This is a genomic window from Streptomyces sp. Edi2 (genome assembly GCF_040253635.1).
Taxonomy (GTDB): domain Bacteria; phylum Actinomycetota; class Actinomycetes; order Streptomycetales; family Streptomycetaceae; genus Streptomyces.
Genome location: NZ_JBEJGX010000003.1, coordinates 5,882,033 through 5,904,350, shown reverse-complemented (window position 1 = coordinate 5,904,350; position 22,318 = coordinate 5,882,033). Strand labels below are relative to the sequence as shown.

Sequence of the window (22,318 nt, the reverse complement as noted above, 5' to 3'; positions counted from 1 at the left end):
GCCTTGCGCGGCCGGCTACCCGGCCGCAGGCATATGGGCGGCTCGCTGGAGCTCGGCCTCCCGGCGCCGCCGCCGGGTCAGCACGACCCGGCGCTCGGCCGCGGTCAGACCGCCCCAGACGCCGTACGGCTCCGGCTGGAGCAGCGCATGCTCCCGGCATTCGACCATCACGGGACAGCGGGCGCAGACCCGCTTCGCGGCCTCTTCCCTGGCCAGCCGCGCGGCGGTCGGCTCCTTGGACGGGGCGAAGAACAGCCCGGCTTCGTCCCGGCGGCACACCGCCTCCGAATGCCAGGGACCGGCCTCGTCGCGATCAGGCACTTGCTGGGACGGAACGACAGCGGCATCCTGCAGGGGCTGATGCGGTAGCAGCACGGTCTACTCCTGACGACGGCTTCGGCGCGAGAATCACCCTTGCCCGTCTCGCTGCGCACGGCCGATTTCCGCACCCCGCAGCCGTACGAGAGACGATGCACCAGCCCTACCCGCTGTACGCACGCTTATGCACACCGTGGCGATCGTGCGACAACGAGACAATCGCGGGCGGCGCCGCCTCCGCGCCCCTCCACGCCGCCTCAACAGGGCACCCGCGCACGGGCGGTGAGCGATCGCCGTACGCGTCCCGCGGGCGCGTGGCCCCGCCTCGGGGTACCCGCGCTCTGCCGCTGCTTCTCCCTACCCGCAGTCCAGCGGCCTCCCGGGCCCTCCCGCGCCCCTACCGGAACCGGTCCCGGCGCTCGCGCCGTGCGGAGCGCAGCCGTTCCTGCCACTCCTGGCGGTCGTGGCGCAGCTGGTGGTGCCGTTCACGCCGCTCCTCGCGCAGCTCGTGGCGGAGTGCCCGGTGCTCCTCCCACACCCGGTCGCGCAGATCGCGGATCCAGGCGCCGCGCTTGGGCTTGGCCTCCACGCTGCCCAGTACGGCATAGCCGTTGACCACGACCTGCGGGGCGTCGGCGTCCTCGGAGTCATGCGACTCGACCTCGAAGCTGCCCAGCACGCCGGAGCCGCTGCTGCGCAGGGTGATGTTCTCCGGGACCCGGATCTCCACACTGCCGAAGACGGCCGTGACATTGATCTGGACCTGCTGCTGCGGGAAGACCGCCTCGGTGAGATCGATCTCGACGCTGCCGAAGAGCGCGAAGGCGTTGATCCGCGCGGGGGCCTGCCACCTGCCCTTGCGGACGGAGGCGCTGAAGATCGCGACCAGGTTCTGGTCCGGAATCGGGGCGCGGGGCCCGTAGACGTACGCGTCCGGGCCCGGCTGCCCGCGCCCTGTGCCCGCCGCGGGCAGATCCCGTACGACGGGCTCCAGTTCGCCCAGAGTCTTGGCGCGGTAGACGGTGTCGATCCGCTCGGCGTGCTCCTCCGGGTCCAGCCGGCCCTCGGCCAGCGCCTCGCGAAGGATCTCGGCGACCCTGTCCCGGTCGGCGTCGGACGCCCGGATGTCCCCCTCGGCCACCGCGGGCGGCGCGTGCGGCGCGGTGGCCGGCGCGGACACCGGCTTGGTCATGTTCACCGGCTGGCGCCCCTGCCGCTCGTCCTGCTTCTGAAGCGGTCCGGGCGGGTTCTCGGGGCCCGGTCGTCCCCCGTTGTCTGCATCCACGGACTCAGCGTACCGAAACGCGATAGATCGCGACCAGGGATCGGCAAGGACGGCTCTCCCGCCGACTGAGCCTGACCTCACAGCGGCGTCCGCGCCCCGGGGTTCTACGCTGTGGAGGCGCTGCCGTAGATGCCAGCCGGACCTCTCCGAGTAAGGAATGACCTTCGATGCCGGAATTCGCCTACACCGACCTTCTCCCCGTAGGTGAGGACACCACCCCGTACCGCCTCGTCACTTCGGAGGGCGTGAGCACCTTCGAGGCCGACGGACGGACGTTCCTCAAGGTCGAGCCGGAGGCGCTGCGCAAGCTGGCCGCCGAGGCGATGCACGACATTTCGCACTATCTGCGCCCGGATCACCTCGCCCAGCTCCGCAAGATCCTGGACGACCCCGAGGCCAGCGCCAACGACCGCTTCGTCGCGCTCGACCTGCTGAAGAACGCCAACATCGCCGCCGCGGGTGTCCTGCCCATGTGCCAGGACACCGGCACCGCGATCGTGATGGGCAAGCGCGGCCAGCAGGTCCTGACCGAGGGCGGCGACGAGGAAGCACTCTCCCGCGGCATCTACGACGCCTACACCCAGCTGAACCTGCGGTACTCGCAGATGGCCCCGCTGACGATGTGGGACGAGAAGAACACCGGCTCCAACCTCCCGGCCCAGATCGAGCTGTACGCGACCGACGGCGGCGCCTACAAGTTCCTCTTCATGGCCAAGGGCGGCGGCAGCGCCAACAAGTCCTTCCTCTTCCAGGAGACCAAGGCGGTCCTCAACGAGGCCTCCATGATGAAGTTCCTGGAGCAGAAGATCCGTTCGCTCGGCACCGCCGCCTGCCCGCCGTACCACCTGGCGATCGTCGTCGGCGGCACCAGTGCCGAGTACGCGATGAAGACCGCCAAGTACGCCTCCGCGCACTACCTCGACGAGCTGCCCGCCGAGGGCTCGCCCACCGGCCACGGCTTCCGCGACAAGGAGCTGGAGGAGAAGGTCTTCGAGCTGACGCAGAAGATCGGCATCGGCGCCCAGTTCGGCGGCAAGTACTTCTGCCACGACGTCCGCGTCGTCCGCCTGCCCCGCCACGGCGCGTCCTGCCCGGTCGCCATCGCCGTCTCCTGCTCCGCGGACCGCCAGGCCGTCGCGAAGATCACCGCCGAGGGCGTCTTCCTGGAGCAGCTGGAGACCGACCCGGCCCGCTTCCTCCCGGAGACGACGCACGAGGAGCTGACCGAGGGCGCCGGCCCCGACCTCGACGCGGTCGCCATCGACCTCAACCGCCCCATGGACGACGTCCTGGCCGAGCTCACCAAGCACCCGGTCAAGACCCGTCTCTCCCTCACCGGCACCCTGGTCGTCGCCCGCGACATCGCCCACGCGAAGATCAAGGAGCGGCTGGACGCCGGCGACGAGATGCCGCAGTACCTCAAGGACCATCCGGTCTACTACGCGGGCCCGGCCAAGACCCCCGAGGGCTACGCCTCTGGCTCCTTCGGCCCGACCACGGCCGGCCGGATGGACGCCTACGTCGAGCAGTTCCAGGCGGCCGGCGGCTCCAAGGTCATGCTGGCCAAGGGCAACCGCTCCCAGCAGGTCACCGACGCCTGCGCCGCGCACGGCGGCTTCTACCTCGGCTCCATCGGCGGCCCGGCCGCGCGCCTGGCCCAGGACTGCATCAAGAAGGTCGAGGTCCTGGAGTACGAGGAGCTCGGCATGGAAGCCGTCTGGAAGATCGAGGTCGAGAACTTCCCCGCCTTCATCGTCGTCGACGACAAGGGCAACGACTTCTTCCAGGACCCGGCCCCGGCACCCACGTTCACGAGCATTCCGGTGCGCCAGGGAAGCTGATCCCCCGGCCCCACCGGCAGTCCATTACAGAGCCCCTGACGTTTCGTCGGGGGCTCTTGCCATACCTGTCCCCATTGCGCCCGCACGGGCTCACCGGAAACCGGCCTTGAGACACCGAACCGACCGCGCCACAGCCTTCCCCAGACCCGGTTTATGCGAAGACGCGCATAGTCGCGAGAGTGCATGGACGCATCGGCTTCACCCTCGTACCGTCGTTGGCACCGGCCCAACTGGGGCCATGAAACAGGGGGTTTCGCATGTCTGAGTCCATCGTCGTACTCATGCACTACGAGGCGGATGGTACTCAGATCAGCCGCGAAGTGTATGAGGGAGATCCGGCACCGTTCATCGAATATCAGCGGATCGCGGTGGCCGAGTCCGTTCCGTTCCTGGAGTACGTGAAGGAGTGACGTTCGAGCCAGAACAGTTGGACCGGTCCACGCAGGACCTGGCTGCCAAACTGAAAGAACTGCGCAAGAAGGCCGGTCTCTCAGGGGACCGGCTCGCTGCGCGTTGCAACATCTCGCAGTCCAAGGTGAGCCGCATCGAGAATGCGAAGGTACGTCCCTCCCTTGTCGATATAGAACAGATCCTCAAAGCGCTGGACGCTACCCCCGAAGTGGTTGCAGAAGTGTCCGGTCTGGCCAGGATCGCCAATACGGAATGGCGCAACCTTCGCGAGCTGCGCCGTAAAGGGCTGGGCACACGGCAAGCGGAACTCAAAGCACTCGAATCTTCCTGTACTCACATGCGCTACTTTCTGCTTTCGATGATTACCGGCCTGCTGGCCACCCCCGAATATGCACGAGCCAGCCTGGCCAATTCTCCAGTGGACACGAGTAAGGCAGTGGCCGGAAAGCTGGAAAGGCAAGCGATTCTCTATCCGGGAGCCTTGTACTTCGTGATGCTCGAGACGTGAAAAGCTATCTGGACGACTTCACACGCTATGAGGACTGCGCGCTATTCGGAGAACCGGCGCGAGCAAAACTGGCCGATTGGGCGGCGACCTGTCGTTCGTGATCTTTAGTCGAATACGCGACTGAACGGCACATCAGCCGCAACCCCGGTAGACCATTTCTTGTTACCGAGCAGACGAACCGGGGAGGCATCCAGCAATGAGCGACGCAAAGACAACCATGGGACGGCCCGTTCACCTGCCGGTCCCGCCTGACCCTCCCGAGCCGGCCGAGGGATGCGACGTCTGTGCCGTGTTGGTGAAGCAACGTGCAGAGGCACGGGCCAGAGGCGACTTCTCGGCGGCGTCCGATCGCAATGTGGAACTGGCGGCGCATCCGCAGCGCAAGGCCGCTGGTCGGAAAGGTCCATGACCACCGCCAAAGCCTCCCTCGACCACGCCGGTCTGCGGGTACGGCGTAAACGGCCGACAGAGGCGAAGAGTGCACCCCAGGTGGCTTTCACAAATTACTGCGGATTTTGCATCGCTACCCGCCGCATTTGGTGTCCGGGATGCTGTGGCTTCGAGGGGTGCGATACGTGCGGTAACACATTCAAGGTGCCGTGCCCCGCCTGCTCCGGCGGGGCCCTTGAGCCGATCCGGTGGTGAAGGCGTTCCTGGGCCGCAGAGCCCCGCCCGCCCCGGAGGGTGGAAGCCCTGGACAGGTCGAACGTCCGGGGCGGGTGACCTCACCGCAGGAGAGATTCCCTGCGAATCCATGCGAATCCCTGAGAATCACGGGCCCCATGCCCACGACAGTGCGGCGGCATGTCCGCTCACGAAAGAGGAGGTTGGTCGATGAGCGCTGCTTCTGTCGACGTGTACGAGACGCGGACGCCCGATGCCGAAGGTTGGCGCGGTGTCCCCTTCCGGCACCCCCGCGACCTGGTGACCGCCGAGGACGACGGGGGGAAGCACGACGGCGGGCCGTTGCCGCCGGAGGCTCCGCGCGACCCCGCCCCGCAGGGCGGTGACGGCAAGTAGATGCCTGACCGCCACGGCGGCTGACTGAATCGGCCCCGTCCGTCGATCCCCATGGCAGACGGACGGGGCCGGCTGAGTACGACCGCAGCTCACCGATCTGCGCCGAGTTCAGCGGTCCGACGAAGCCCGCGCCCTGGCCACCAGGGTGCGGGCGCCCCGGTAAGGCTCACACATCGAGGAATGGCGGATGAGCCAGCTGAGTTGGTGAGTAAACCGATGTGGAGAGGTAGCCCCGGAGGGGGGACGGAGTGACGGTGGCGGACTGGGTTTGCTGTTGGTGCGGTCCCCGACGGGGCGGCCGCCGCCAGCTTCCGACGCTATGGAGGACACATGCCTGCTTATGTGATCGTTGATGCCGAGGTGTGGGACACGGAGCGTGCGCTCGACTACCGGGCGCTGGCCGAGCCGTCCATCCAGCTCTACGGCGGCCGCTACCTCGTGCAGGGCGCTGTGCCCGAGGTCGCGGAGGGGGCGGCGTGGCCGTCCTCCCGGGTGGCGACCGTCGTCGAGTTCCCGGACATGGGCCGGCTCAAGGAGTGGTACGCCTCCGCCGAGTACGAGGAGGCAAAGGTGGCACGCAAGGGGGCGATGGAGCTGCGCATGCTCTTCGTCGGAGGGAATCCCGGAGAAGGAAAGCCCGAATAGCGGGCAGGCACCTTCCAGTGGGCCCCGGGACGATGCCGGCCGGTCACGCGCCTGAACGCGGGTCGTTCCGACCCCGCCGCCCCGTACTGCGCCGCAGCCGGGCCCGTACGGCCCGCTGGGCGACCGGGCCCAGGTCCTCCAGTACGCCGACCAGGCCTGACAGTTGCTCCAGGGCGTCCAGGGCCGCCAGTGCCCCGTCCGGGTCCACGCCCTCGTACAGTTCCAGGCCGACGAAGCCCGCAGCGAGCGCCCGTGAGAGGCCCGCGACGTCCACGAAGGCGGCGATCGGCGTCCCGGCCAGTACCCGGGCCAGCACCGTTTCGATCTCCTCGATCCACGAGCCGAGTCCGGCGGCGGTCGCGGGGGCGAGGCGGGGCTGGGTCTGGGCGCCGGCCAGGAGCTGGGCGAGGACGGCGACATGGCCGGCGGCGCGCTCCTCGGTATGCAGTTCCCGGCCCAGCTCGAGGAGTTCGGCGACGCTGCCGACCCGGGCGAAGCGTTCGCGGTAGTGCGCGACGCGCTGTTCCGCCCCGTATTGGCAGGCGGCGGCGAGGAGTTCGTCGACACTTCCGAAGTGGTAGAAGACCAGGGCCTGGTTGACTCCGGCGGTGGCGGCGATGGTGCGGGCCGAGGTCTTGGCGAGGCCCTGTTCGGTGAGCGTCCGCAGCGCACCGGCGAGCAGTTTCGTACGGGTGTCGGCGCTCACGCCCGGGCCTCCTCGCGCACCGGCCGCAGCCCGGCGCGGACACCGCGCTCGGCGACGTTCACGAACTCGGCGGTGAAGGACCCCTCGTAGCCGAAGAGCGGGCCGAACCGCCGGTTGCCGACCCGCACCTGGATACGGAACCGCCCGGCCGCCTCGTCGTACGACTCCCGCACCACGGCGTCGCCCCCGATCAGGTCCGGCACCCGGACGTCGACCGGCCCCTCCCGGAAGCGGTGCTCGCCGGAGCGGATGATCAGGGCCCCGCTGTCGTCCACGGTGAAGTGCAGATCGGTGGCGAGGTGCTGGTGGGTGCCGAGGTAGTCGACGACGCAGCCGCGCTCGGGGCTGAAGACCATGGTGGCGTCGAAGCGGCGGGGGCGGCGCGGGAAGGAGAAGGTCCGCACGAAGGTGACGGTTTCGCGGCCGAAGGAGTCCGTGTACGGGACATTCTCGATGACGAAGGGGATGTCCCGGCCGGCCTGCGGGACGAGGATGTTGCGGCTGCCCCCGAGGGCCAGGAACGGGCGGACGAAGCTGCGGCCGTGCCAGATCCGGTCCATCGTGCCCCGCCCGATGCACGCCTCACCGCTACCGAACCCGACGGAGAAGCGCCGCCGGATGTGCGGGTGAAGGCGGTCGAAGTCGGCGCCCAGGGCGCGCTGGAATATCGAGGTCGTCATCGAGGTCATGACTGCTCCAGGGTGGTGAGGAGGGCGGTCGGGGCGGCAGCGCTCTCGCTGCGTCCGGCTGCCCGCTCGGGAGGGCGGCGCAGACAGCGGCGGGCCGCGGGGGTGGTGGGCAGCGGCGGCAGCAGCAGCGCGGCGCCTGCCACGGCGAGTGCGGAGACGGGGGCCACGGCCCCAGCGGTGGCGACGACTGCGGCGATACGGACGGCCAGTTCGGCGAGGGCGTGGCGCAGCGACCGCTCGGGGGTGATCCCGCGTTCGCACCACAGCCGCAGCCGGTCGAAGGACCAGGCGGTCGCCCAGCCCATGAGCGGCCGGAAGAGGAGCCGGTCGACGACCCGTCCGAAACGCCCCCAGCGCGGCCGGTAGTCGTATCCGGTGAGGAACCGCAGTGCGTCGCCGTCCGGGACGTACCGCCAGTACCCGCGGCCCTCCTCGATGAGCGACAGCGGGTGTGCGGAGAAGAAACGAAGGGCGGAAGTCCGGGTGCCGTCGGGCCGGTTCCGCTCACCGGCCGAGACGCCGGTGCCGTCGACCGTGAGCAACGGCAGGACGCGGGTGGCGTAGCGGAAGTGCTGTGGCTCCCCCGGCACGCACGGCAGGTAGTCGATCTCACTGAATCTCAGGTCCCAGCGCTGATGCTGGTCCGGCAGCTGGCTGCGGTCCCATACGTCGTCGATCCCGGCGCGGATCCGCGCCTCCACGTACAGCCCCATGCGGCTTCCCCCATCCCACGAGTTTGAGCGACTGCTCAAAACGCAGCGTAGAGCGTTTTGAGCAGTCGCTCAAGGCGGTGGCGGTGCTTCGGAAGACCGAGGGGAGGTTGGGGGGTGGGGTGTTGGAGGGGAGGTGGGAATGGCCGACTCGGGCGTCAGGCGTGGGTGCCGGGCGGGGGCCTCAGGTGTGGGCATCGGGTGTGGCAAGTGGGCGCGCATGGGGCCCCTTGGGTCTCACAGGAACCCGAGAGCCGTCAGCGGTGCGAGGCCGCGCGATCGCTGCCTACAAATTCCCGCCACACGAAAACACGGCGACTAAGAAATACCGGCGAACTGTGCGGCACTTTCCAGCGAGAGGCGGTCCAGCTGGAGACCTGGACGACCACCGCGGACCCGGCGAACGCGGCTGTCCGGTGGATGTGACCTACCGGGCGTTTCCCGCCGAAGAGACTCAGCCGGCGGATGACAACGAAGCCTGGAAATCAGAATTCCGCCCCTCGCCAACAAGGGCCCATCAGAAGAACGTGCCTCTACGAGCGATGGGCGAGTACGGATAATGCGCAGGAAAGAGCAGGGGGCCGCACCCCGGGCGCTAAGGAAAGCATCCAGGGAGAGAGGGAGAAAGCTGAAGCTGTCACCTCGCGGTACTTTCTTATCCGCAAGCAAGGCAAGCAAGCCGTGCAAGGTGGGCCAGGGAATACCAATCGGCTACCCATCGCCCGCCGTCCACCACCCGTCGGAGACCTTGACCAGATCCTTAGCCCGGTTCGACGGTTCGGCGGTTCGGCGGTTCGGCGGTTCGGCGGTTCGGCGGTTCGGCGGTTCGATATTTCCGATGACGTCAAGGCGGATTACGTGGAGCGTCAAGCGGCGACCAGAGCGCCGCTATCGCGAGTCCCCGCGGGAGCGAATGTAACGCCACCCGAAGTAGAGCGCTCCCAGCACTCCCACAGCCGCACCGGCCCCGCACAATGCGGTGGCCCACGGGGCCATGTCCTGCGTGAACCACAGCAAGCCCACTACGGCCAGGGCCATGGAGAGCAGGCACCGCTCTCCATGGCCCGGGGCACGGCGACCGGTCAGTCCCGGATGTTGCCGCACTTGTAGGTGACGCCCTTCATTTTGATGTCCCGGTACCCCGCGAAGGAGGCGAAGTCGGTGCCGCCACCGCCGCCGCCACCCTCCTTGCGGCAAGAATAACCAAGCGCCTCGAGCTTCCCGAGGTCACTCTTCGCCTGGTAGTTCTTGTACGACTTGATCATGGCTGCCCGCTTTTGCGCGGGCGTGGCTTCCTTCGCCTTTGTGTACGCATAGCACCCCACGCTGGCGCCGATGCCTACCCACGAAGCTCCCTTGGCCAGCGCCTTGGTAAGGCCTGCCGCGCCACTGCCGATCCCCAGAACTGCGCAGATTTCATCGACGCCGGCAGCGTGAATCTGTGCTTCTGTGGCCGTCCGCGCGACGGCCGCACCCCCTTCGCCTTCCCCCGAAGCTGCATTTGCCGTCTGCGCGCTGATGCCACACATTGCGCCGGTCATGGCGAAGGCGATCGCGGTCGAGATCCCCTTGCTTCGCATGCTCACGAAGTCAATCCCCCAATAACACTCTGAAGTGTGTTGATCTTTGTGGGAAGGACGCTACCAGCGTGGCTATATGCACGCAATGAGTTTACTGGGAATGAGGATTCCTTAACGAGGTCGACCCCATGAAACCGGATGAATTTCGCGTAATTGCGTAATCTCGCATACCCGGCGTCCCGGCCGTGGACAGACATAAACCGTTCGGGTTGGTTTGGGCCGATCATTCCGGCCGTGCCCGCACGCCTCGTCGACCTGCACGCCCCGTCCCCCCTCAGGCCCCGTCCCCCTCACGCCCCGTCAGCGCCCCCGAGCCGTTCCGTCGGGCCGGCGAAGGGCAGGAACGTGGTCCGGGTGGCGAGGAGCCAGGCGCCGTCGGCCTTGCGGAAGGTGTCCTCGTAGTGCCCCACTTGGGCCGGGGGCCGGGGCGGCACCATGCCGTCCTGGTAGCCGTCGACCCGGTAGGTGGCGAAGTAGGTGGTGGCGGTGGCCGTCGCCGAAGAGGTGACGGTGACCAGGATGTTGGTGCACATACGGCGCGACAGCCGGTCCGCGGGCCGGGAGCCGAAGTAGGCGCGGAGCGCGTCGCGTCCCTGCACCCGGCGGTCGTCGTACGGCCACTCCCAGACCCCGTCGGGGGTGAACAGGTCCGCCACCGATCCCGGGTCCCCGAGGTCGAGCCGGCGGACGAACTCGACGATCAGACGCTCGCAGGCCCGCTCGGCGAGCAGGCATTCCATGGGGTCAAGCGCTTGGCTTTCCATTCCCACTTGGTACCAGCGCCGGACGCACCGCCACCACGGGTTTGCGGGCGGGCGGTGGCGCTACCGCTCGCGATGACGCGGGCAGGCGCAGGGCGGCCAGGCCTGGCTGAGCCCGTAGAGGTCGGACCGGTCACCGGCCACGACATGGACCGGCGTCCGCTCCTCCTTCACGATGCCGCCGGGAGTCGCGGTGTAGACCCGCAGGGTCATCAGGGACTGCCGGGGCGGCTCCGACGTACCCGGTGGCGTACGGCCGGCGCTCACCAGACCACCTCGGCCGGCTGCGGCTGCCGCTCGTACGCGGCGTAGTAGGGGCGGACGAGAGGTGACGCGTCGCCATCCAGCGGTGGCTCCATGGGCCTGCGACGGCACCCCCGGCCCGGCAGCGGCGGCGGGCTCCACGGCCGTACGAGGACCGTGCGGACGGCCACCGGGCCGCAGCACGGAGAGGGCGCGGCTGCCCGGTGCCGGCCCGGCGCTCGCGGGATGAGTAAAGCTCGCACCCACGCAAGGCAACGGCAAATAGGCTGAACCATGTTGACGCTCCTGTGTATTTCGCGGCGTTGACCACGCCCCGGGGTCGTTCGCGCGACCGCCGGGGCCTCTTGCCGTCCGCCCCACCTTCGAGCGGATCGTCACTTTCCGTGTTCACATCGTTGCCCTGCGGCATACGCTGCGAAAGGGGGTAGCGCCTTACTCCCGCCGCCGTAAGGACGGAAGTGAGGCTGTGGCCAAAGAAATTGATTCCTCGGCATCGATGGCGGCGCTCTTCGCCACTCGCCTGCGCAGACTGCGTCTGAATGCCGGTCTCACGCAGACTCAGCTGGGCCACCGGACGCATACGCACCCCACCCGGATCAACCAGCTCGAACGGACCACCGGCGCCAAGCCGACTCTGGAGCTGACACGATCCCTGGACAAGGCCGTGGGCGGCGACGAGCTGTTGACGGAGTTGTGGCCGCACGTCTACCGCGAGACCTACCCTGACTGGGCAAAGCCTTCATGGAACGCTCGGAACGGGCTCTGGTCATCCGGCAGTTCGCTGCGTCAGTCGTGCCCGGTCTGCTGCAGACCGCGGACTACGCCCGTGCAGTGCTGAGTGTCGGTCGCACACTCAAGACGCCTGATCAGTTGGAGGAGCGACTGGCGTCCCGGCTCGGGCGCCAAAGGCGGCTGCTACGTCGACCGGATCGGCCCGAGTTGTGGGTTGTTCTCGATGAAGCCATTCTCATGCGGCCCGTCGGCAGCCCGGACGTGCTGCGGGAGCAGCTTGCACGGCTGCTGGAAACCGCCGACGACCCTCGCATCGCCGTTCAGATCCTGCCGTTCAGCAGCGGGGTGCACGGCGCTGTGGAGGGGTCCATGACGGTGCTGTCTCTGCGTGACGCCCCCGATTGCGCCTACGCGGAGAGTTCCGAGTGCGGGCAGCTCATTGAAGAGCCAGAGGAAGTGGAGTCCTTCGCAGCCACCTACGATCATGTCCGGGCTCTGGCCCTACCGCCGAACATGTCGCTCGACATGATCCGATCCGCGATGGAGGGCACATATCGTGCTGAGCACCTCCCGTCCCGACCTGAGCGCCGCCGCCTGGCGCAAGTCCAGTTACAGCAACAAGGAGGGTGGCGACTGCGTAGAGGTAGCCGACGGCTACCCCGCCCTCGTCCCCGTCCGTGACAGCAAGAACGCCGACGGCCCCGCCCTGCTCATCCCCCACCACGCCTGGGCCGCCTTCATAGCGGGCCTGCAGGGCGAGCACCCCGCAGGCAGGTGACATCGGAACGGTGTCCGGGAACAGATTGCCGTTCCCGGGCACTGACATAGGTATGAGTGACAACGGCGCATTCGGCGACTCCGGCGGCTTTCGGACCGAGCACGACTCCATGGGGGAGGTGCGGGTGCCCGCGTATGCGAAATGGCGGGCGCAGACGCAGCGTGCGGTGGAGAACTTTCCGGTCTCGGGGCAGCGGCTGGAGCGGGCGCACATCGAGGCACTGGCCCGGATCAAGGGCGCGGCGGCCAAGGTGAACGGCGAGCTGGGGGTGCTGGACAAGGACATCGCGGAGGCCGTGCAGGAGGCCGCCACGGCCGTCGCGGAGGGCCAGTGGGACGACCACTTCCCCGTTGACGTGTTCCAGACCGGGTCCGGGACGTCGTCGAACATGAACACCAACGAGGTCATCGCGACGCTGGCGAGCGAACGGCTGGGCCAGGAGGTCCATCCCAACGACCATGTCAACGCCAGTCAGTCGTCCAATGACGTCTTTCCGTCCTCGATTCATATCGCGGCGACGTCGGCGGTGCTCAACGATCTGATTCCGGCGCTGGAGCGTCTGGCGGAGGCGCTGGAGCGCAAGGCGGAGGAGTTCGCCGAGGTCGTGAAGTCGGGGCGGACGCATCTGATGGACGCGACGCCGGTGACGCTGGGGCAGGAGTTCGGCGGCTATGCCGCGCAGGTGCGCTACGGCGTCGAGCGGCTGCGGGCATCGCTGCCGCGGCTGGCGGAACTGCCGCTGGGCGGCACGGCGGTGGGGACCGGGATCAACACCCCGCCCGGGTTCCCGGCCGCGGTCATTGCCGAGGTGGCGCGGGCGACGGGACTGCCGCTGACCGAGGCGCGCGATCACTTCGAGGCGCAGGGGGCGCGCGACGGGATCGTCGAGACGAGTGGTCAGCTGCGGACGATCGGGGTCGGGCTGACGAAGATCGCCAACGATCTGCGGTGGATGGCGTCCGGGCCGCGCACCGGGCTCGCGGAGATCGCGCTGCCGGATCTGCAGCCGGGCTCGTCGATCATGCCGGGGAAGGTCAACCCGGTGATCCCGGAGGCGGTGCTGATGGTTGCGGCGCAGGTCACCGGCAATGACGCGACGGTGGCGGCAGCCGGGGCGGCCGGCAACTTCGAGCTGAATGTGATGCTGCCGGTGATCGGGAAGAACGTGCTGGAGTCGGTGCGGCTGCTGGCCAATGTCTCCCGGCTGCTGGCGGACCGTACGGTCGACGGGATCACCGCGAACGCGGAACGCGCCCGGGAGTACGCGGAGTCGTCGCCGTCGGTCGTCACTCCGCTCAACAAGTACCTCGGGTACGAGGAGGCGGCAAAGGTCGCCAAGAAGTCGCTCGCCGAGCGGAAGACCATCCGCGAGGTGGTCCTGGAGGGCGGCTATGTCGAGCGGGGGCTGCTGAGCGAGGAGCAGTTGGACGAGGCGCTGGACGTGCTGCGGATGACGCGGCCCTGAGCCCGCCGCCCGTAACCTGAGCCCCATCCGGACCTGAGCCCGGCCCTCACCCGATCCCACCCGCGCCAACGCCCCTGCTGTGGCGGGGGTTCCGTGGGGCGGCCCCATTATCATGCCCGTAACGCCCGGTGCGTCTCATGTCACGGCGCGCTCCCTGCCGCGCAACTAAGATCTGCGCATGACAGCGGACATGGTGGACACGACGGAAGGCGAGACGCCCGGCGGACGCGGGACGGCCGGGGCGGAACGGGCGGCGGGCGGTGCGGCGGAAACGTCACACTGGGCGCCGGGGGACCACATCCTCTGGCGCTACCGCGACAATGCCGACGCCGGACGGTTCCACATCTGCCGTCCGATGACCGTTGTCCAGGACACCGACGAACTGCTCGCGGTGTGGATGGCACCGGGTACGTCCTGCATCAAGCCGGTGCTCGCCGACGGCACACCGGTGCACCGCGAGCCGCTGTCCACCCGTTACACCAAACCTCGCCGGACCAGCCACGACCAGTGGTTCGGCACCGGTGTGCTGAAGCTGGCCCGGCCCGGTGACCCCTGGTCGGTGTGGCTGTTCTGGGAACGCGACTGGCAGTTCAAGAACTGGTACGTCAATCTGGAGGAGCCGCGCCGCCGTTGGGCGGGCGGTATTGACTCCGAGGACCACTTTCTCGACATCTGTGTCTATCCGGACCGGCACTGGGAGTGGCGGGACGAGGACGAGTTCGCGCAGGCGCAGCGGGACGGGCTGATGACCGGCGCACAGGCCGCCGAGGTCAGATCGGCGGGCCGGGCCGCGATCGCACAGATCACGGCCTGGCGTGAGCCGTACGCGGACGGCTGGGAGGACTGGCGGCCCGACCCGGCCTGGGACGTTCCCCGGCTTCCGGAGAACTGGGACCGCGCACCGGATCGTTTGCGGTCGTGAGGGAGTGAAGTGAAACCACACGAGTGAAGGGGGCGAACCGTGGGAAGCTGCGCCTATGGGCAATGCTGTTTCCTGCGGGGCGAGGAGCGGGGCCGAGCCCCCTTGCTGCGCCCCGGGTCTTCAAACGTAGGATCGTCCTCCGCAAGACTGCACAGGCGCAACTCCAGAACAGGAAAACGAACTTGACTGCGGTCGCAGGAGGCGCGAGGTCGTGAGTGCAACTCACTACGACGGATACGAGGGGCTCAACCGGTTAGCACTGGACCGGGCCGGCCAGGCCGAGGCGTTCGACGCCATCGGCGACCGGTACGACGTCGCCTTCCCGCACAAGGAGGGCCAGCTCGCCTCGGGCACCTGGCTGGGCGACACCCTCACCGCCGGCTCACGCATCCTGGATCTCGGATGCGGTACGGGCCTGCCGACGGCCCGTCAGCTCTCGGACGCCGGACACCGCGTCGTGGGAATCGACCTCTCCCCCTCGATGGTCGCACTGGCCCGGGAGAACGTCCCGGACGCCGACTTCCACCGGCTGGACATCGCCGATCTGCGCCGCGGCCGGCTCGGCGGACCCGGCTCTTTCGACGGTATCGCCGCTTATTTTTCCCTTCTGATGCTGCCCCGTGCGGAAATCCCTTACGCACTGGGCATGCTCCATGATCTGCTACGTCCCGAGGGGCTGCTCGCCCTGTCCATGGTCGAGGCGGATGTGGACGACTTCACCATTCCGTTCCTGGGCAACTCGGTCCGGGTATCGGGTTACCTGCGGGACGACCTGCGCCGGGTCGTGCACGACGCGGGTTTCGACGTCGTCGGGGAGGATGCCTACGCATACGCCCCGTCGAGCACGGACGTACCACCCGAGATCCAGCTCTTTCTGCACCTGCGACGCGCCTGACACGCAGCGCGTTCGGCGCGTCCCGTACGGGCGGCGCGCTCGCAACGCGGCGCGTTTCGCGCACAGCCCCGGACGGATGGAATCCCACGCGTGACGGAGCACCCCACCTCCCACGAATCGCGGCGGTCGGCCTCGACCGCCGCGCCCTCGGCGTCCCCTGCCCGGGGGCCGGCCCGGACGGCGCCGTTCGGCGCGGTCCCCGACCCGCGCAGCTCCCTGCAGCAGCCCGCGGCGGGGTTCGCCCCGTCGCCCGGCGCCGGGTTCGCGGTACGCGGCGGTGACGACATAGGCCTCGCCGGTGTCGCCGTCACGGCCTCTTCCGGTCCACGCGGCGGCGAGCCGCCCGTGGACCACGGCGCGGCGCGGCGGGACCCGTCGGCGGACGCGGACGGCGCCGCCGCGGGCCACACCGGCGGGCGCACCAGTGATCACAGCGCCGCTCACAGCGGCGGGCATGCCACCGCACGGGACGTTTCGCACCCGTACGGGGAGGCATACGGCGACACGTACGGGAAGGTGGCCATGCCTGCGGGAGGACGGCCGGGCGGGGCAGCGGACGCGGGGCGGGAGACGGCCCGTGCCGCACGGCGGGTGGCGCAGGGCGCGGTGGGCCGCGCCGAGGCGCCGGAGCCGGGCGGGGAGCCGCACCACGGGCAGCGCCCGCGGCACGACGGCGAGGGCGTCGGGCGGCCGCGGGAGGGCAGCGGCCCGGCCGGCGGCGGGCCGGGCGGGACGGTGCCGGGCCAGTCGCCGGCGCCGCACGGCGGACGGTCCGCCGGCCCGGGCGCCCACGGTGAGGCCTCGCACCCGGCGGCCGGGGAGGCCACCGCGGCCCCGGTGCCCGGTCAGGCCGAACCGCCACAGGACCCGCCGGCCGCTCCTCCGGCCCGCTCGGCGCATCCGGGCGAGAGCAGTGAGGTGGCCGCGGCCCGGCAGGCCGGCGGCGACCGGCTGCGCTTCATCGGGGCGGCGACGCGGCGGATCGCCCGCGGTATCGACCTCGACGAGATCGTGCTCGGGCTGTGCCGGGCGACGGTGCCGACGTTCGCCGACGCCATCCTCGTCTATCTGCGCGATCCGCTGCCGGTGGGCGACGAGCGCCCGACCGGCCCGGTGGTGCTGCGGCTGCGCCGTACCGACCGGATCCCGGAGGAGCCGGACACCAACGGCGGCCGGCTGCCGGTGCTGCCCGCGCAGCCCGATCTGGGCCCGGCGATGGGCGGCAGCGCGGCGGAGCTGGCCGAGGTGGAGCCCGGCGGCCCGCTGGCCGAGGTACTGCGGGGCGTACGGCCGCTGTTCGGCGAGGCGCAGGCGGCGCGGACGGCGCTGCCGGAACTGCTGGGTCCGGATCCGCGGCTGCCCAGCGGCCACCGGGTGATCCTGGCGCCGCTGCGCGGCCGCCGCCGGGTGATCGGCGCGGCGGTGTTCCTGCGCCGCCCGGACCGCCCGGCGTTCGAGCCGGACGATCTGCTGGTGGCCGCGCAGTTGGCGACGCACACCGCGCTGGGCGTGGACAAGGCGGTGCTCTACGGCCGTGAGGCGTACATCGCCGATGCGCTGCAGCGCACGATGCTGCCGGACTCGCTGCCGCAGCCGACCGGGGTCCGGCTGGCCAGCCGCTATCTGCCGGCCGCCGAGACCGCGCGGGTGGGCGGCGACTGGTACGACGCGATCCCGCTGCCGGGCAGCCGGGTGGCGCTGGTGGTCGGCGATGTCATGGGGCACTCGATGACCTCGGCCGCGATCATGGGGCAGCTGCGCACGACCGCGCAGACGCTGGCGGGGCTGGACCTGCCGCCGCAGGAGGTCTTGCACCATCTCGACGAGCAGGCCCAGCGGCTGGGTACGGACCGGATGGCGACCTGCGTGTACGCGGTCTACGACCCGGTCGCGCACCGGATCACCATCGCCAACGCGGGCCATCCGCCGCCGGTGATGCTGCACCGCGGCGGGCGTGCCGAGGTGCTGCGGGTGCCGTCGGGCGCGCCGATCGGCGTCGGCGGGGTGGACTTCGAGGCGGTAGAGCTGGACGCCCCGGCGGGCGCCACGCTGGTCCTCTATACGGACGGCCTGGTCGAGTCGCGGATCCGGGACGTATGGACCGGGATCGAGCAGCTGCGGGAGCGGCTGGCGGAGACGGCCCGGTTGACGGGTCCCAACCCGCCGCCGCTGGAGCCGATGTGCGACGAGGTGCTGGACATGCTGGGCCCCGGCGACCGCGATGACGACATCGCGCTGCTGGCGGCCCGGTTCGACGGGATCGCGCCGAGCGATGTCGCGTACTGGTATCTGGATCCGAAGGCCCAGACGGCCGGGCAGGCCCGCAGGCTGGCCCGGCGGGCGCTGGCGCGCTGGGGTCTGGAGGAGCTGACCGACCAGCTGGAGCTGCTGGTCAGCGAGGTGGTGACGAATGCCGTGCGGTACGCGGAGCGGCCGATCACCCTGCGGTTGCTGCGAACGGACGTACTGCGCTGCGAGGTGGGTGACGACGTTCCGCAGCTTCCGCGGCTGCGTCAGGCCCGGCCGTCGGACGAGGGCGGGCGCGGCCTCTACCTCGTCAACCGGATGGCACGGCGCTGGGGCGCGACCCGTCTGAGCATGGGAAAGGTCGTCTGGTTCGAGCTGTCGATGCCTCCGGCGGCGCTGCGCCGCTGACGTCGCGCGGGCCCCGGCCGCCCGTCCCATATGTTGGACCCCGTCTGAGATCGGACGGGGTCCAACTCTTGCCGACGTGCCGTCGGGGTAGTTGACTGCTTGGGTGGATGTAAGGGACTGACTCGCCCAATTCGGGACTGACCGACCCCTACTCCCAGTCGTCGAAACAGGAGGCATTCCTCCATGTCCAGCACCGCGCACAACGTCCCGCGCACGACGAACAACGCCGGCATTCCGGTGGAGAGCGACGAACACTCACTCACTGTGAGTCCGGACGGCCCCATCCTGCTCCAGGACCACTACCTCATCGAGAAGATGGCCCAGTTCAACCGCGAACGGGTCCCCGAGCGGGTGGTACACGCCAAGGGCGCCGGCGCCTACGGCTTCTTCCAGGTCACCAACGACGTCAGCCAGTTCACGAAGGCGGATCTCTTCCAGCCGGGCAAGACCACCGAGATGCTGGCCCGCTTCTCGACCGTCGCGGGCGAGCAGGGCTCCCCCGACACCTGGCGCGACCCCCGCGGCTTCGCGCTGAAGTTCTACACCGAGGACGGCAACTACGACCTGGTGGGGAACAACACCCCGGTCTTCTTCGTCCGTGACACGATCAAGTTCCAGGACTTCATCCGCTCCCAGAAGCGCCGCCCGGACAACGGGATGCGCGACAACGACATGCAGTGGGACTTCTGGACGCTGTCGCCGGAGTCCGCTCACCAGGTCACCTGGCTGATGGGCGACCGCGGCATTCCCAAGACCTACCGCCACATGAACGGCTACGGCTCGCACACCTACATGTGGCTCAATGCCGGCGGCGAGAAGTTCTGGATCAAGTACCACTTCAAGACCGACCAGGGCATCGACTTCCTCACCCAGGAGGACGCGGACCGGATCGCCGGCGAGGACGGCGACTACCACCGCCGTGATCTGTTCGAGGCCATCGACGGCGGCAACGTCCCGTCGTGGACGCTGTATGTGCAGGTCATGCCGTTCGCGGACGCCCCGGACTACCGCTTCAACCCGTTCGATCTGACCAAGGTGTGGCCGCACGGCGACTACCCGCTGATCGAGGTCGGGCGGATGACGCTCAACAAGAACCCCGAGGACTACTTCATCCACATCGAGCAGGCGGCGTTCGAACCGTCCAACATGGTGCCGGGCGTCGGCCCGTCGCCGGACAAGATGCTGCTGGGCCGGCTGTTCTCCTACCCGGACACCCATCGCTACCGCATCGGCCCGAACTACCTGCAGCTGCCGCCCAACCGGCCGCATGTCCCCGTCCACTCGTATGCGAAGGACGGCCCGATGCGGTACGACCCGGCCCGTACGGCCCGGCCCTACGCCCCGAACAGCTACGGCGGCCCGGCGGCGGACACCCTGCGCTACGGGGAGCCCGCGGGCTGGGAGACCGGCGGCGAGATGGTCCGCGAGGCCTACACGCTGCGCCGCGACGACGACGACTTCGGCCAGCCGGGCACGATGGTCCGCCAGGTCCTCGACGACGCGGCCCGCGACCGGCTCGTCGGCAATGTCTCCGGCCATCTGCTGAACGGCGTCAGCCGCCCGGTGCTGGACCGCGCGCTGCAGTACTGGCGCAACATCGACAAGAACGTGGGAGACCGGATCGCCCACAAGGTGAACGGCGGCTGAGGCGCCACCGCTCCGTCACAGCAGCGCGGCCCCCGCCTCACCGGCGGGGGCCGCGCTGCTGTGCGCACGAACGGCGTCAGCCGAAGCCGGGCAGGCTGTCGGCCCTGTTGCCGCCGGTCTCGTTCCCGGCGCCGCCGGCACCGGCACCACCGGCACCGTCGCCGCCGGCACCGCCGCCGTCCGCCCCGCCGCCCGGCGAGCCGGAGCCGGAGGGGATGGGCGGGCTCGGCCGTCCGCTCTGGGTCGGCGACGAGGGCGAACCGCTCGGCGTCTTGGACGGGGGCGGCGAGGGCGAACCGCTCGGCGTCTTGGACGGGCTCGGGCTGGACGACGGCGTGTGGCTCGGCGTCGGGGTGGGCGTCGGGGGGATCGCGGCACCCATGTTGGTGTCCAGGTCGAAGTCCGCGCCGGTGTTGCCGTTCAGCGCCGCCTCGGTGTAATCCGCCCACACCCGGGCCGGATAGCCGCCGCCGTTGACCCGGCCGTCGCCGCCGGCGTTCTTGAGGGTGACCTGCCGGCCGCCGTTGGGCGATTCGCCGAACATGCCGACGGCGGTGACCAGCTTGGGCGTGTAGCCCACGAACCACGCCGACTTGTCGTCGTCGGAGGTGCCGGTCTTGCCGGCCGCCTTGTAGGCGGTGTTCTTCACGGCCTCCGAGGCGGTGCCGTCGTTGACCACGCCGGTCAGCACGGACGTCACGGTGTCGGCGGTCTTGGGGCTGAGCACCTGGTCGCCGATCGGGTCCTTCAGCGGGACGTTCGTCTCGACGCCGTTGACGCTGTGCGTGGCCTTGGTGACCATGGTCGGGGTGACCTTTTTGCCGTGGTTGTCCAGGGTGGCGTAGGCGCCGGCCATCTGGAGCGGGCTGGCGCCCATGGTGCCCAGGGTCATGGCGGGCTTGACGTCCATCGTGTCGGCCATGCCGAGGCTGACCGCGGTCTTCTTGATCGCGTCCAGGCCGGCGTCCGCACCCATCTGCGCGAAGACCGCGTTGACGGAGTTGTTGGTCGCCGTCTGGACGCTGATCTTCCCGTACTCGTGCTCGTCCTCGTTGGGCGGCGCGAAGGGGATCTTGCCGCCGACGACCGGACGGCGGTTACGGCCGTCGTAGATCGTGTTCGGGGTGATCGGGACGCCGCCCTGGGTGACCGCGTTGTTCTCCATCGCGGAGGCCAGGATGAGCGGCTTGAAGGTGGAGGCGGCCTGGTAGTCGGTGCGGGTGGCGTTGTTCCGGTAGTGCTTGGGCGGGCCCTCGCCGCCGTACATCGCCACGACGTGACCCGTGTGGGGATCCACCGAGGCGGCACCGAGCTGGGCGTCCGCGTCGACCTTGCGCTTCTTGGGGTCGAGGTCGGCGAGCAGCTTGCGCTTGACGGATGACTCCAGCGCCTTCTGCTTGTTCTTGTCGATGCCGAGGGTGACCGTCCAGCCGCCGGCCGCGAACTGCTTCTCGTCGACGCCCTGGGCGAAGAGCTCCTGCTTGGCCTGCTCGACGAGGTAGTTGGTCTGGCCGCTCACGCCGCTCAGCGGCTTGGGATCCTTCGGCCGCTGGAACCTCTGCTTGCGGCGGTCCTCCGAGGAGAGCCACTTCATCTCGACCATGTTGTCGAGGGTGTAGGCCCAGCGCTCCTGGACCCGCTTCTTGCCGGCGTCGGTCGCCAGGGTCCAGTCGTACTGGTTCGGTGCCTGGAGCAGCGAGGCCAGGTAGGCGCCCTGCGAGACGGTGAGCTTGTCGACGTCCACGCCGTAGTAGGCCTGGGCGGCGGCCTGGATGCCGTAGGCGCCGCGGCCGTAGTAGCTGGTGTTGATGTAGCCGGCGAGGATGTTGTCCTTGCTGAACTTGTTGTCCACCTTGAGCGAGATGACGATCTCCTGGAGCTTGCGGGAAACCGTCTGCTCCTGGCTCAGGTAGTAGTTCTTGACGTACTGCTGGGTGATCGTCGAACCACCCTGCTTGCCGCGGCCCATCACCGTGTTGAAGATGCCGCGCATGGTGCCCATCAGGTCGACACCGGAGTCGTGGTAGAAGTTCTTGTTCTCCGCGGCGACGAAGGTGCGCTGCACGTCCTTGGGTATCCGGCTGAGCGGGACGTTCTCCCGGTTGCGCAGACCCGTACGCGCCATGACCTTGCCATTGGCGTACTTGTAGACGTTGCTCTGCAGCTTGGCTTCGTTGTTGCCCTTGGGTATGTCCACGTACAGATACAGGCCGATGAAGCCGAGGATGCCCAGCAGGCATACCCCGAGGAAGGCTCCGAGGAGCTTCTTCCAGGTGAAGAAGCGGCCTATGCCGGACTTCTTGTCCTTCGTTCTGGCCCGGCGGGCGCTTACCTGTCGCGCCCGTCTCGCGTCCGCTCGGCCCATCGCTTCAGCAACTCCAGTCGTTCCGCCCCCAGCTAACTCAGCTGTTGAAGCTAACACCGCATCTGTCAACAAATACTCATCGATCAAGGCTTTTCCCGACGTGACAAACAGCACCCGGCGC

Annotated in this window: 20 protein-coding genes and 2 pseudogenes; 13 read left to right on the top strand and 9 right to left on the bottom strand. The window is 69.2% G+C overall.

What is annotated here, in order from left to right; all coding sequences use genetic code 11:
- Nucleotides 1-15: 15 nt before the first annotated feature.
- Together ABR737_RS29485 and ABR737_RS29480 are read right to left on the bottom strand one after the other, a co-directional pair.
- Nucleotides 16-375 carry a WhiB family transcriptional regulator gene (locus tag ABR737_RS29485; protein ID WP_088799725.1) on the bottom strand — a complete coding sequence of 120 codons (360 nt, stop codon included), beginning with the start codon at nucleotides 373-375 and terminating at the stop codon, nucleotides 16-18.
- Nucleotides 376-715: 340 nt separating this feature from the next.
- Nucleotides 716-1,603, bottom strand: coding sequence for a DUF1707 SHOCT-like domain-containing protein (locus ABR737_RS29480; protein WP_502964399.1), 888 nt, complete (start codon nucleotides 1,601-1,603; stop codon nucleotides 716-718).
- A gap of 167 nt (nucleotides 1,604-1,770) precedes the next feature.
- Here ABR737_RS29480 and ABR737_RS29475 point away from each other — a divergent pair, with 167 nt between their 5' ends.
- From ABR737_RS29475 to ABR737_RS29455, 5 genes and pseudogenes are all read left to right on the top strand, one after another.
- Nucleotides 1,771-3,444 (top strand): fumarate hydratase, encoded by a 1,674-nt coding sequence (locus ABR737_RS29475; protein WP_350253598.1) that lies wholly within the window; start codon nucleotides 1,771-1,773, stop codon nucleotides 3,442-3,444.
- Nucleotides 3,445-3,710: 266 nt separating this feature from the next.
- Nucleotides 3,711-3,854 (top strand): annotated as a pseudogene (locus ABR737_RS29470) (DUF6879 family protein); the annotation flags it as partial.
- Nucleotides 3,851-4,363 (top strand): Scr1 family TA system antitoxin-like transcriptional regulator, encoded by a 513-nt coding sequence (locus ABR737_RS29465; protein ID WP_350253596.1) that lies wholly within the window; start codon nucleotides 3,851-3,853, stop codon nucleotides 4,361-4,363. The pseudogene ABR737_RS29470 and the gene ABR737_RS29465, both read left to right, overlap by 4 nt.
- 834 nt (nucleotides 4,364-5,197) lie before the next feature.
- Nucleotides 5,198-5,383, top strand: a complete 186-nt coding sequence (locus tag ABR737_RS29460) for a hypothetical protein (RefSeq protein WP_350253594.1) — start codon at nucleotides 5,198-5,200, stop codon at nucleotides 5,381-5,383.
- Between the two features lie 330 nt (nucleotides 5,384-5,713).
- A complete protein-coding gene (locus ABR737_RS29455) occupies nucleotides 5,714-6,028 on the top strand; it encodes a DUF1330 domain-containing protein (RefSeq protein WP_350253592.1) in 315 nt (104 codons plus the stop codon).
- Between the two features lie 43 nt (nucleotides 6,029-6,071).
- Here the strand turns inward: ABR737_RS29455 and ABR737_RS29450 are convergent, their stop codons facing one another.
- The 6 genes from ABR737_RS29450 to ABR737_RS29425 all read right to left on the bottom strand — a co-directional run bounded on the left by ABR737_RS29450 (nucleotide 6,072) and on the right by ABR737_RS29425 (nucleotide 10,741).
- A complete protein-coding gene (locus ABR737_RS29450; RefSeq protein ID WP_350253590.1) occupies nucleotides 6,072-6,734 on the bottom strand; it encodes a TetR/AcrR family transcriptional regulator in 663 nt (220 codons plus the stop codon).
- Entirely contained in the window at nucleotides 6,731-7,423 is a 693-nt protein-coding gene (locus ABR737_RS29445) for a DUF4166 domain-containing protein (RefSeq protein WP_350253589.1), read from the bottom strand. The genes ABR737_RS29450 and ABR737_RS29445 overlap by 4 nt, the downstream gene beginning before the upstream one ends.
- Nucleotides 7,420-8,136 (bottom strand): hypothetical protein, encoded by a 717-nt coding sequence (locus ABR737_RS29440; RefSeq protein WP_350253587.1) that lies wholly within the window; start codon nucleotides 8,134-8,136, stop codon nucleotides 7,420-7,422. Before ABR737_RS29440 ends, ABR737_RS29445 begins: the two co-directional genes overlap by 4 nt.
- 1,079 nt (nucleotides 8,137-9,215) lie before the next feature.
- Nucleotides 9,216-9,713, bottom strand: a complete 498-nt coding sequence (locus ABR737_RS29435; RefSeq protein WP_350256968.1) for a hypothetical protein — start codon at nucleotides 9,711-9,713, stop codon at nucleotides 9,216-9,218.
- A 290-nt stretch (nucleotides 9,714-10,003) separates the two neighbouring features.
- Nucleotides 10,004-10,477 carry a nuclear transport factor 2 family protein gene (locus ABR737_RS29430; RefSeq protein ID WP_350253585.1) on the bottom strand — a complete coding sequence of 158 codons (474 nt, stop codon included), beginning with the start codon at nucleotides 10,475-10,477 and terminating at the stop codon, nucleotides 10,004-10,006.
- A 60-nt stretch (nucleotides 10,478-10,537) separates the two neighbouring features.
- On the bottom strand, nucleotides 10,538-10,741 hold the full coding sequence (locus tag ABR737_RS29425; RefSeq protein WP_350253583.1) for a hypothetical protein: 204 nt from the start codon (nucleotides 10,739-10,741) through the stop codon (nucleotides 10,538-10,540).
- Nucleotides 10,742-11,234: 493 nt separating this feature from the next.
- Here ABR737_RS29425 and ABR737_RS29420 point away from each other — a divergent pair, with 493 nt between their 5' ends.
- The 8 genes and pseudogenes from ABR737_RS29420 (at nucleotide 11,235) to ABR737_RS29385 (ending at nucleotide 19,832) form a co-directional block, all read left to right on the top strand.
- On the top strand, nucleotides 11,235-11,576 hold the full coding sequence (locus ABR737_RS29420; RefSeq protein ID WP_350256967.1) for a helix-turn-helix domain-containing protein: 342 nt from the start codon (nucleotides 11,235-11,237) through the stop codon (nucleotides 11,574-11,576).
- Nucleotides 11,480-11,944, top strand: a pseudogene (locus tag ABR737_RS29415) (DUF5753 domain-containing protein); the annotation flags it as partial. The gene ABR737_RS29420 and the pseudogene ABR737_RS29415, both read left to right, overlap by 97 nt.
- An 82-nt stretch (nucleotides 11,945-12,026) precedes the next feature.
- A complete protein-coding gene (locus tag ABR737_RS29410) occupies nucleotides 12,027-12,248 on the top strand; it encodes a DUF397 domain-containing protein (RefSeq protein WP_350253581.1) in 222 nt (73 codons plus the stop codon).
- Nucleotides 12,249-12,300: 52 nt separating this feature from the next.
- Nucleotides 12,301-13,713: a class II fumarate hydratase gene (locus ABR737_RS29405; protein WP_350253579.1), complete on the top strand. Its 1,413-nt coding sequence runs from the start codon at nucleotides 12,301-12,303 to the stop codon at nucleotides 13,711-13,713.
- Nucleotides 13,714-13,891: 178 nt separating this feature from the next.
- Nucleotides 13,892-14,635: a cytidylyl-2-hydroxypropylphosphonate hydrolase gene (fomD, locus tag ABR737_RS29400; RefSeq protein WP_502964398.1), complete on the top strand. Its 744-nt coding sequence runs from the start codon at nucleotides 13,892-13,894 to the stop codon at nucleotides 14,633-14,635.
- Nucleotides 14,636-14,846: 211 nt separating this feature from the next.
- Nucleotides 14,847-15,530 carry a class I SAM-dependent DNA methyltransferase gene (locus ABR737_RS29395; protein ID WP_350253577.1) on the top strand — a complete coding sequence of 228 codons (684 nt, stop codon included), beginning with the start codon at nucleotides 14,847-14,849 and terminating at the stop codon, nucleotides 15,528-15,530.
- 522 nt (nucleotides 15,531-16,052) lie between these two features.
- A complete protein-coding gene (locus ABR737_RS29390) occupies nucleotides 16,053-18,185 on the top strand; it encodes a SpoIIE family protein phosphatase (protein ID WP_502964520.1) in 2,133 nt (710 codons plus the stop codon).
- A gap of 183 nt (nucleotides 18,186-18,368) precedes the next feature.
- Nucleotides 18,369-19,832, top strand: a complete 1,464-nt coding sequence (locus ABR737_RS29385) for a catalase (protein ID WP_350253573.1) — start codon at nucleotides 18,369-18,371, stop codon at nucleotides 19,830-19,832.
- A 76-nt stretch (nucleotides 19,833-19,908) separates the two neighbouring features.
- On the opposite strand, the gene ABR737_RS29380 is transcribed toward ABR737_RS29385, so the two are convergent.
- Entirely contained in the window at nucleotides 19,909-22,197 is a 2,289-nt protein-coding gene (locus ABR737_RS29380; RefSeq protein ID WP_350253571.1) for a transglycosylase domain-containing protein, read from the bottom strand.
- Nucleotides 22,198-22,318: the final 121 nt, after the last annotated feature.

What these genes read in the sequence shown, in the direction of transcription:
- fomD (WP_502964398.1), top strand. Translation starts at nt 13,892, where the DNA reads ATGACAGCGGACATGGTGGACACGACGGAAGGCGAGACGCCCGGCGGA.
- ABR737_RS29430 (WP_350253585.1), bottom strand. Translation starts at nt 10,477, where the DNA reads ATGGAAAGCCAAGCGCTTGACCCCATGGAATGCCTGCTCGCCGAGCGG.
- ABR737_RS29380 (WP_350253571.1), bottom strand. Translation starts at nt 22,197, where the DNA reads ATGGGCCGAGCGGACGCGAGACGGGCGCGACAGGTAAGCGCCCGCCGG.
- ABR737_RS29385 (WP_350253573.1), top strand. Translation starts at nt 18,369, where the DNA reads ATGTCCAGCACCGCGCACAACGTCCCGCGCACGACGAACAACGCCGGC.
- ABR737_RS29390 (WP_502964520.1), top strand. Translation starts at nt 16,053, where the DNA reads ATGCCTGCGGGAGGACGGCCGGGCGGGGCAGCGGACGCGGGGCGGGAG.
- ABR737_RS29440 (WP_350253587.1), bottom strand. Translation starts at nt 8,136, where the DNA reads ATGGGGCTGTACGTGGAGGCGCGGATCCGCGCCGGGATCGACGACGTA.
- ABR737_RS29460 (WP_350253594.1), top strand. Translation starts at nt 5,198, where the DNA reads ATGAGCGCTGCTTCTGTCGACGTGTACGAGACGCGGACGCCCGATGCC.
- ABR737_RS29475 (WP_350253598.1), top strand. Translation starts at nt 1,771, where the DNA reads ATGCCGGAATTCGCCTACACCGACCTTCTCCCCGTAGGTGAGGACACC.
- ABR737_RS29445 (WP_350253589.1), bottom strand. Translation starts at nt 7,423, where the DNA reads ATGACCTCGATGACGACCTCGATATTCCAGCGCGCCCTGGGCGCCGAC.
- ABR737_RS29455 (WP_350253592.1), top strand. Translation starts at nt 5,714, where the DNA reads ATGCCTGCTTATGTGATCGTTGATGCCGAGGTGTGGGACACGGAGCGT.
- ABR737_RS29405 (WP_350253579.1), top strand. Translation starts at nt 12,301, where the DNA reads ATGAGTGACAACGGCGCATTCGGCGACTCCGGCGGCTTTCGGACCGAG.
- ABR737_RS29435 (WP_350256968.1), bottom strand. Translation starts at nt 9,713, where the DNA reads ATGCGAAGCAAGGGGATCTCGACCGCGATCGCCTTCGCCATGACCGGC.
- ABR737_RS29420 (WP_350256967.1), top strand. Translation starts at nt 11,235, where the DNA reads ATGGCGGCGCTCTTCGCCACTCGCCTGCGCAGACTGCGTCTGAATGCC.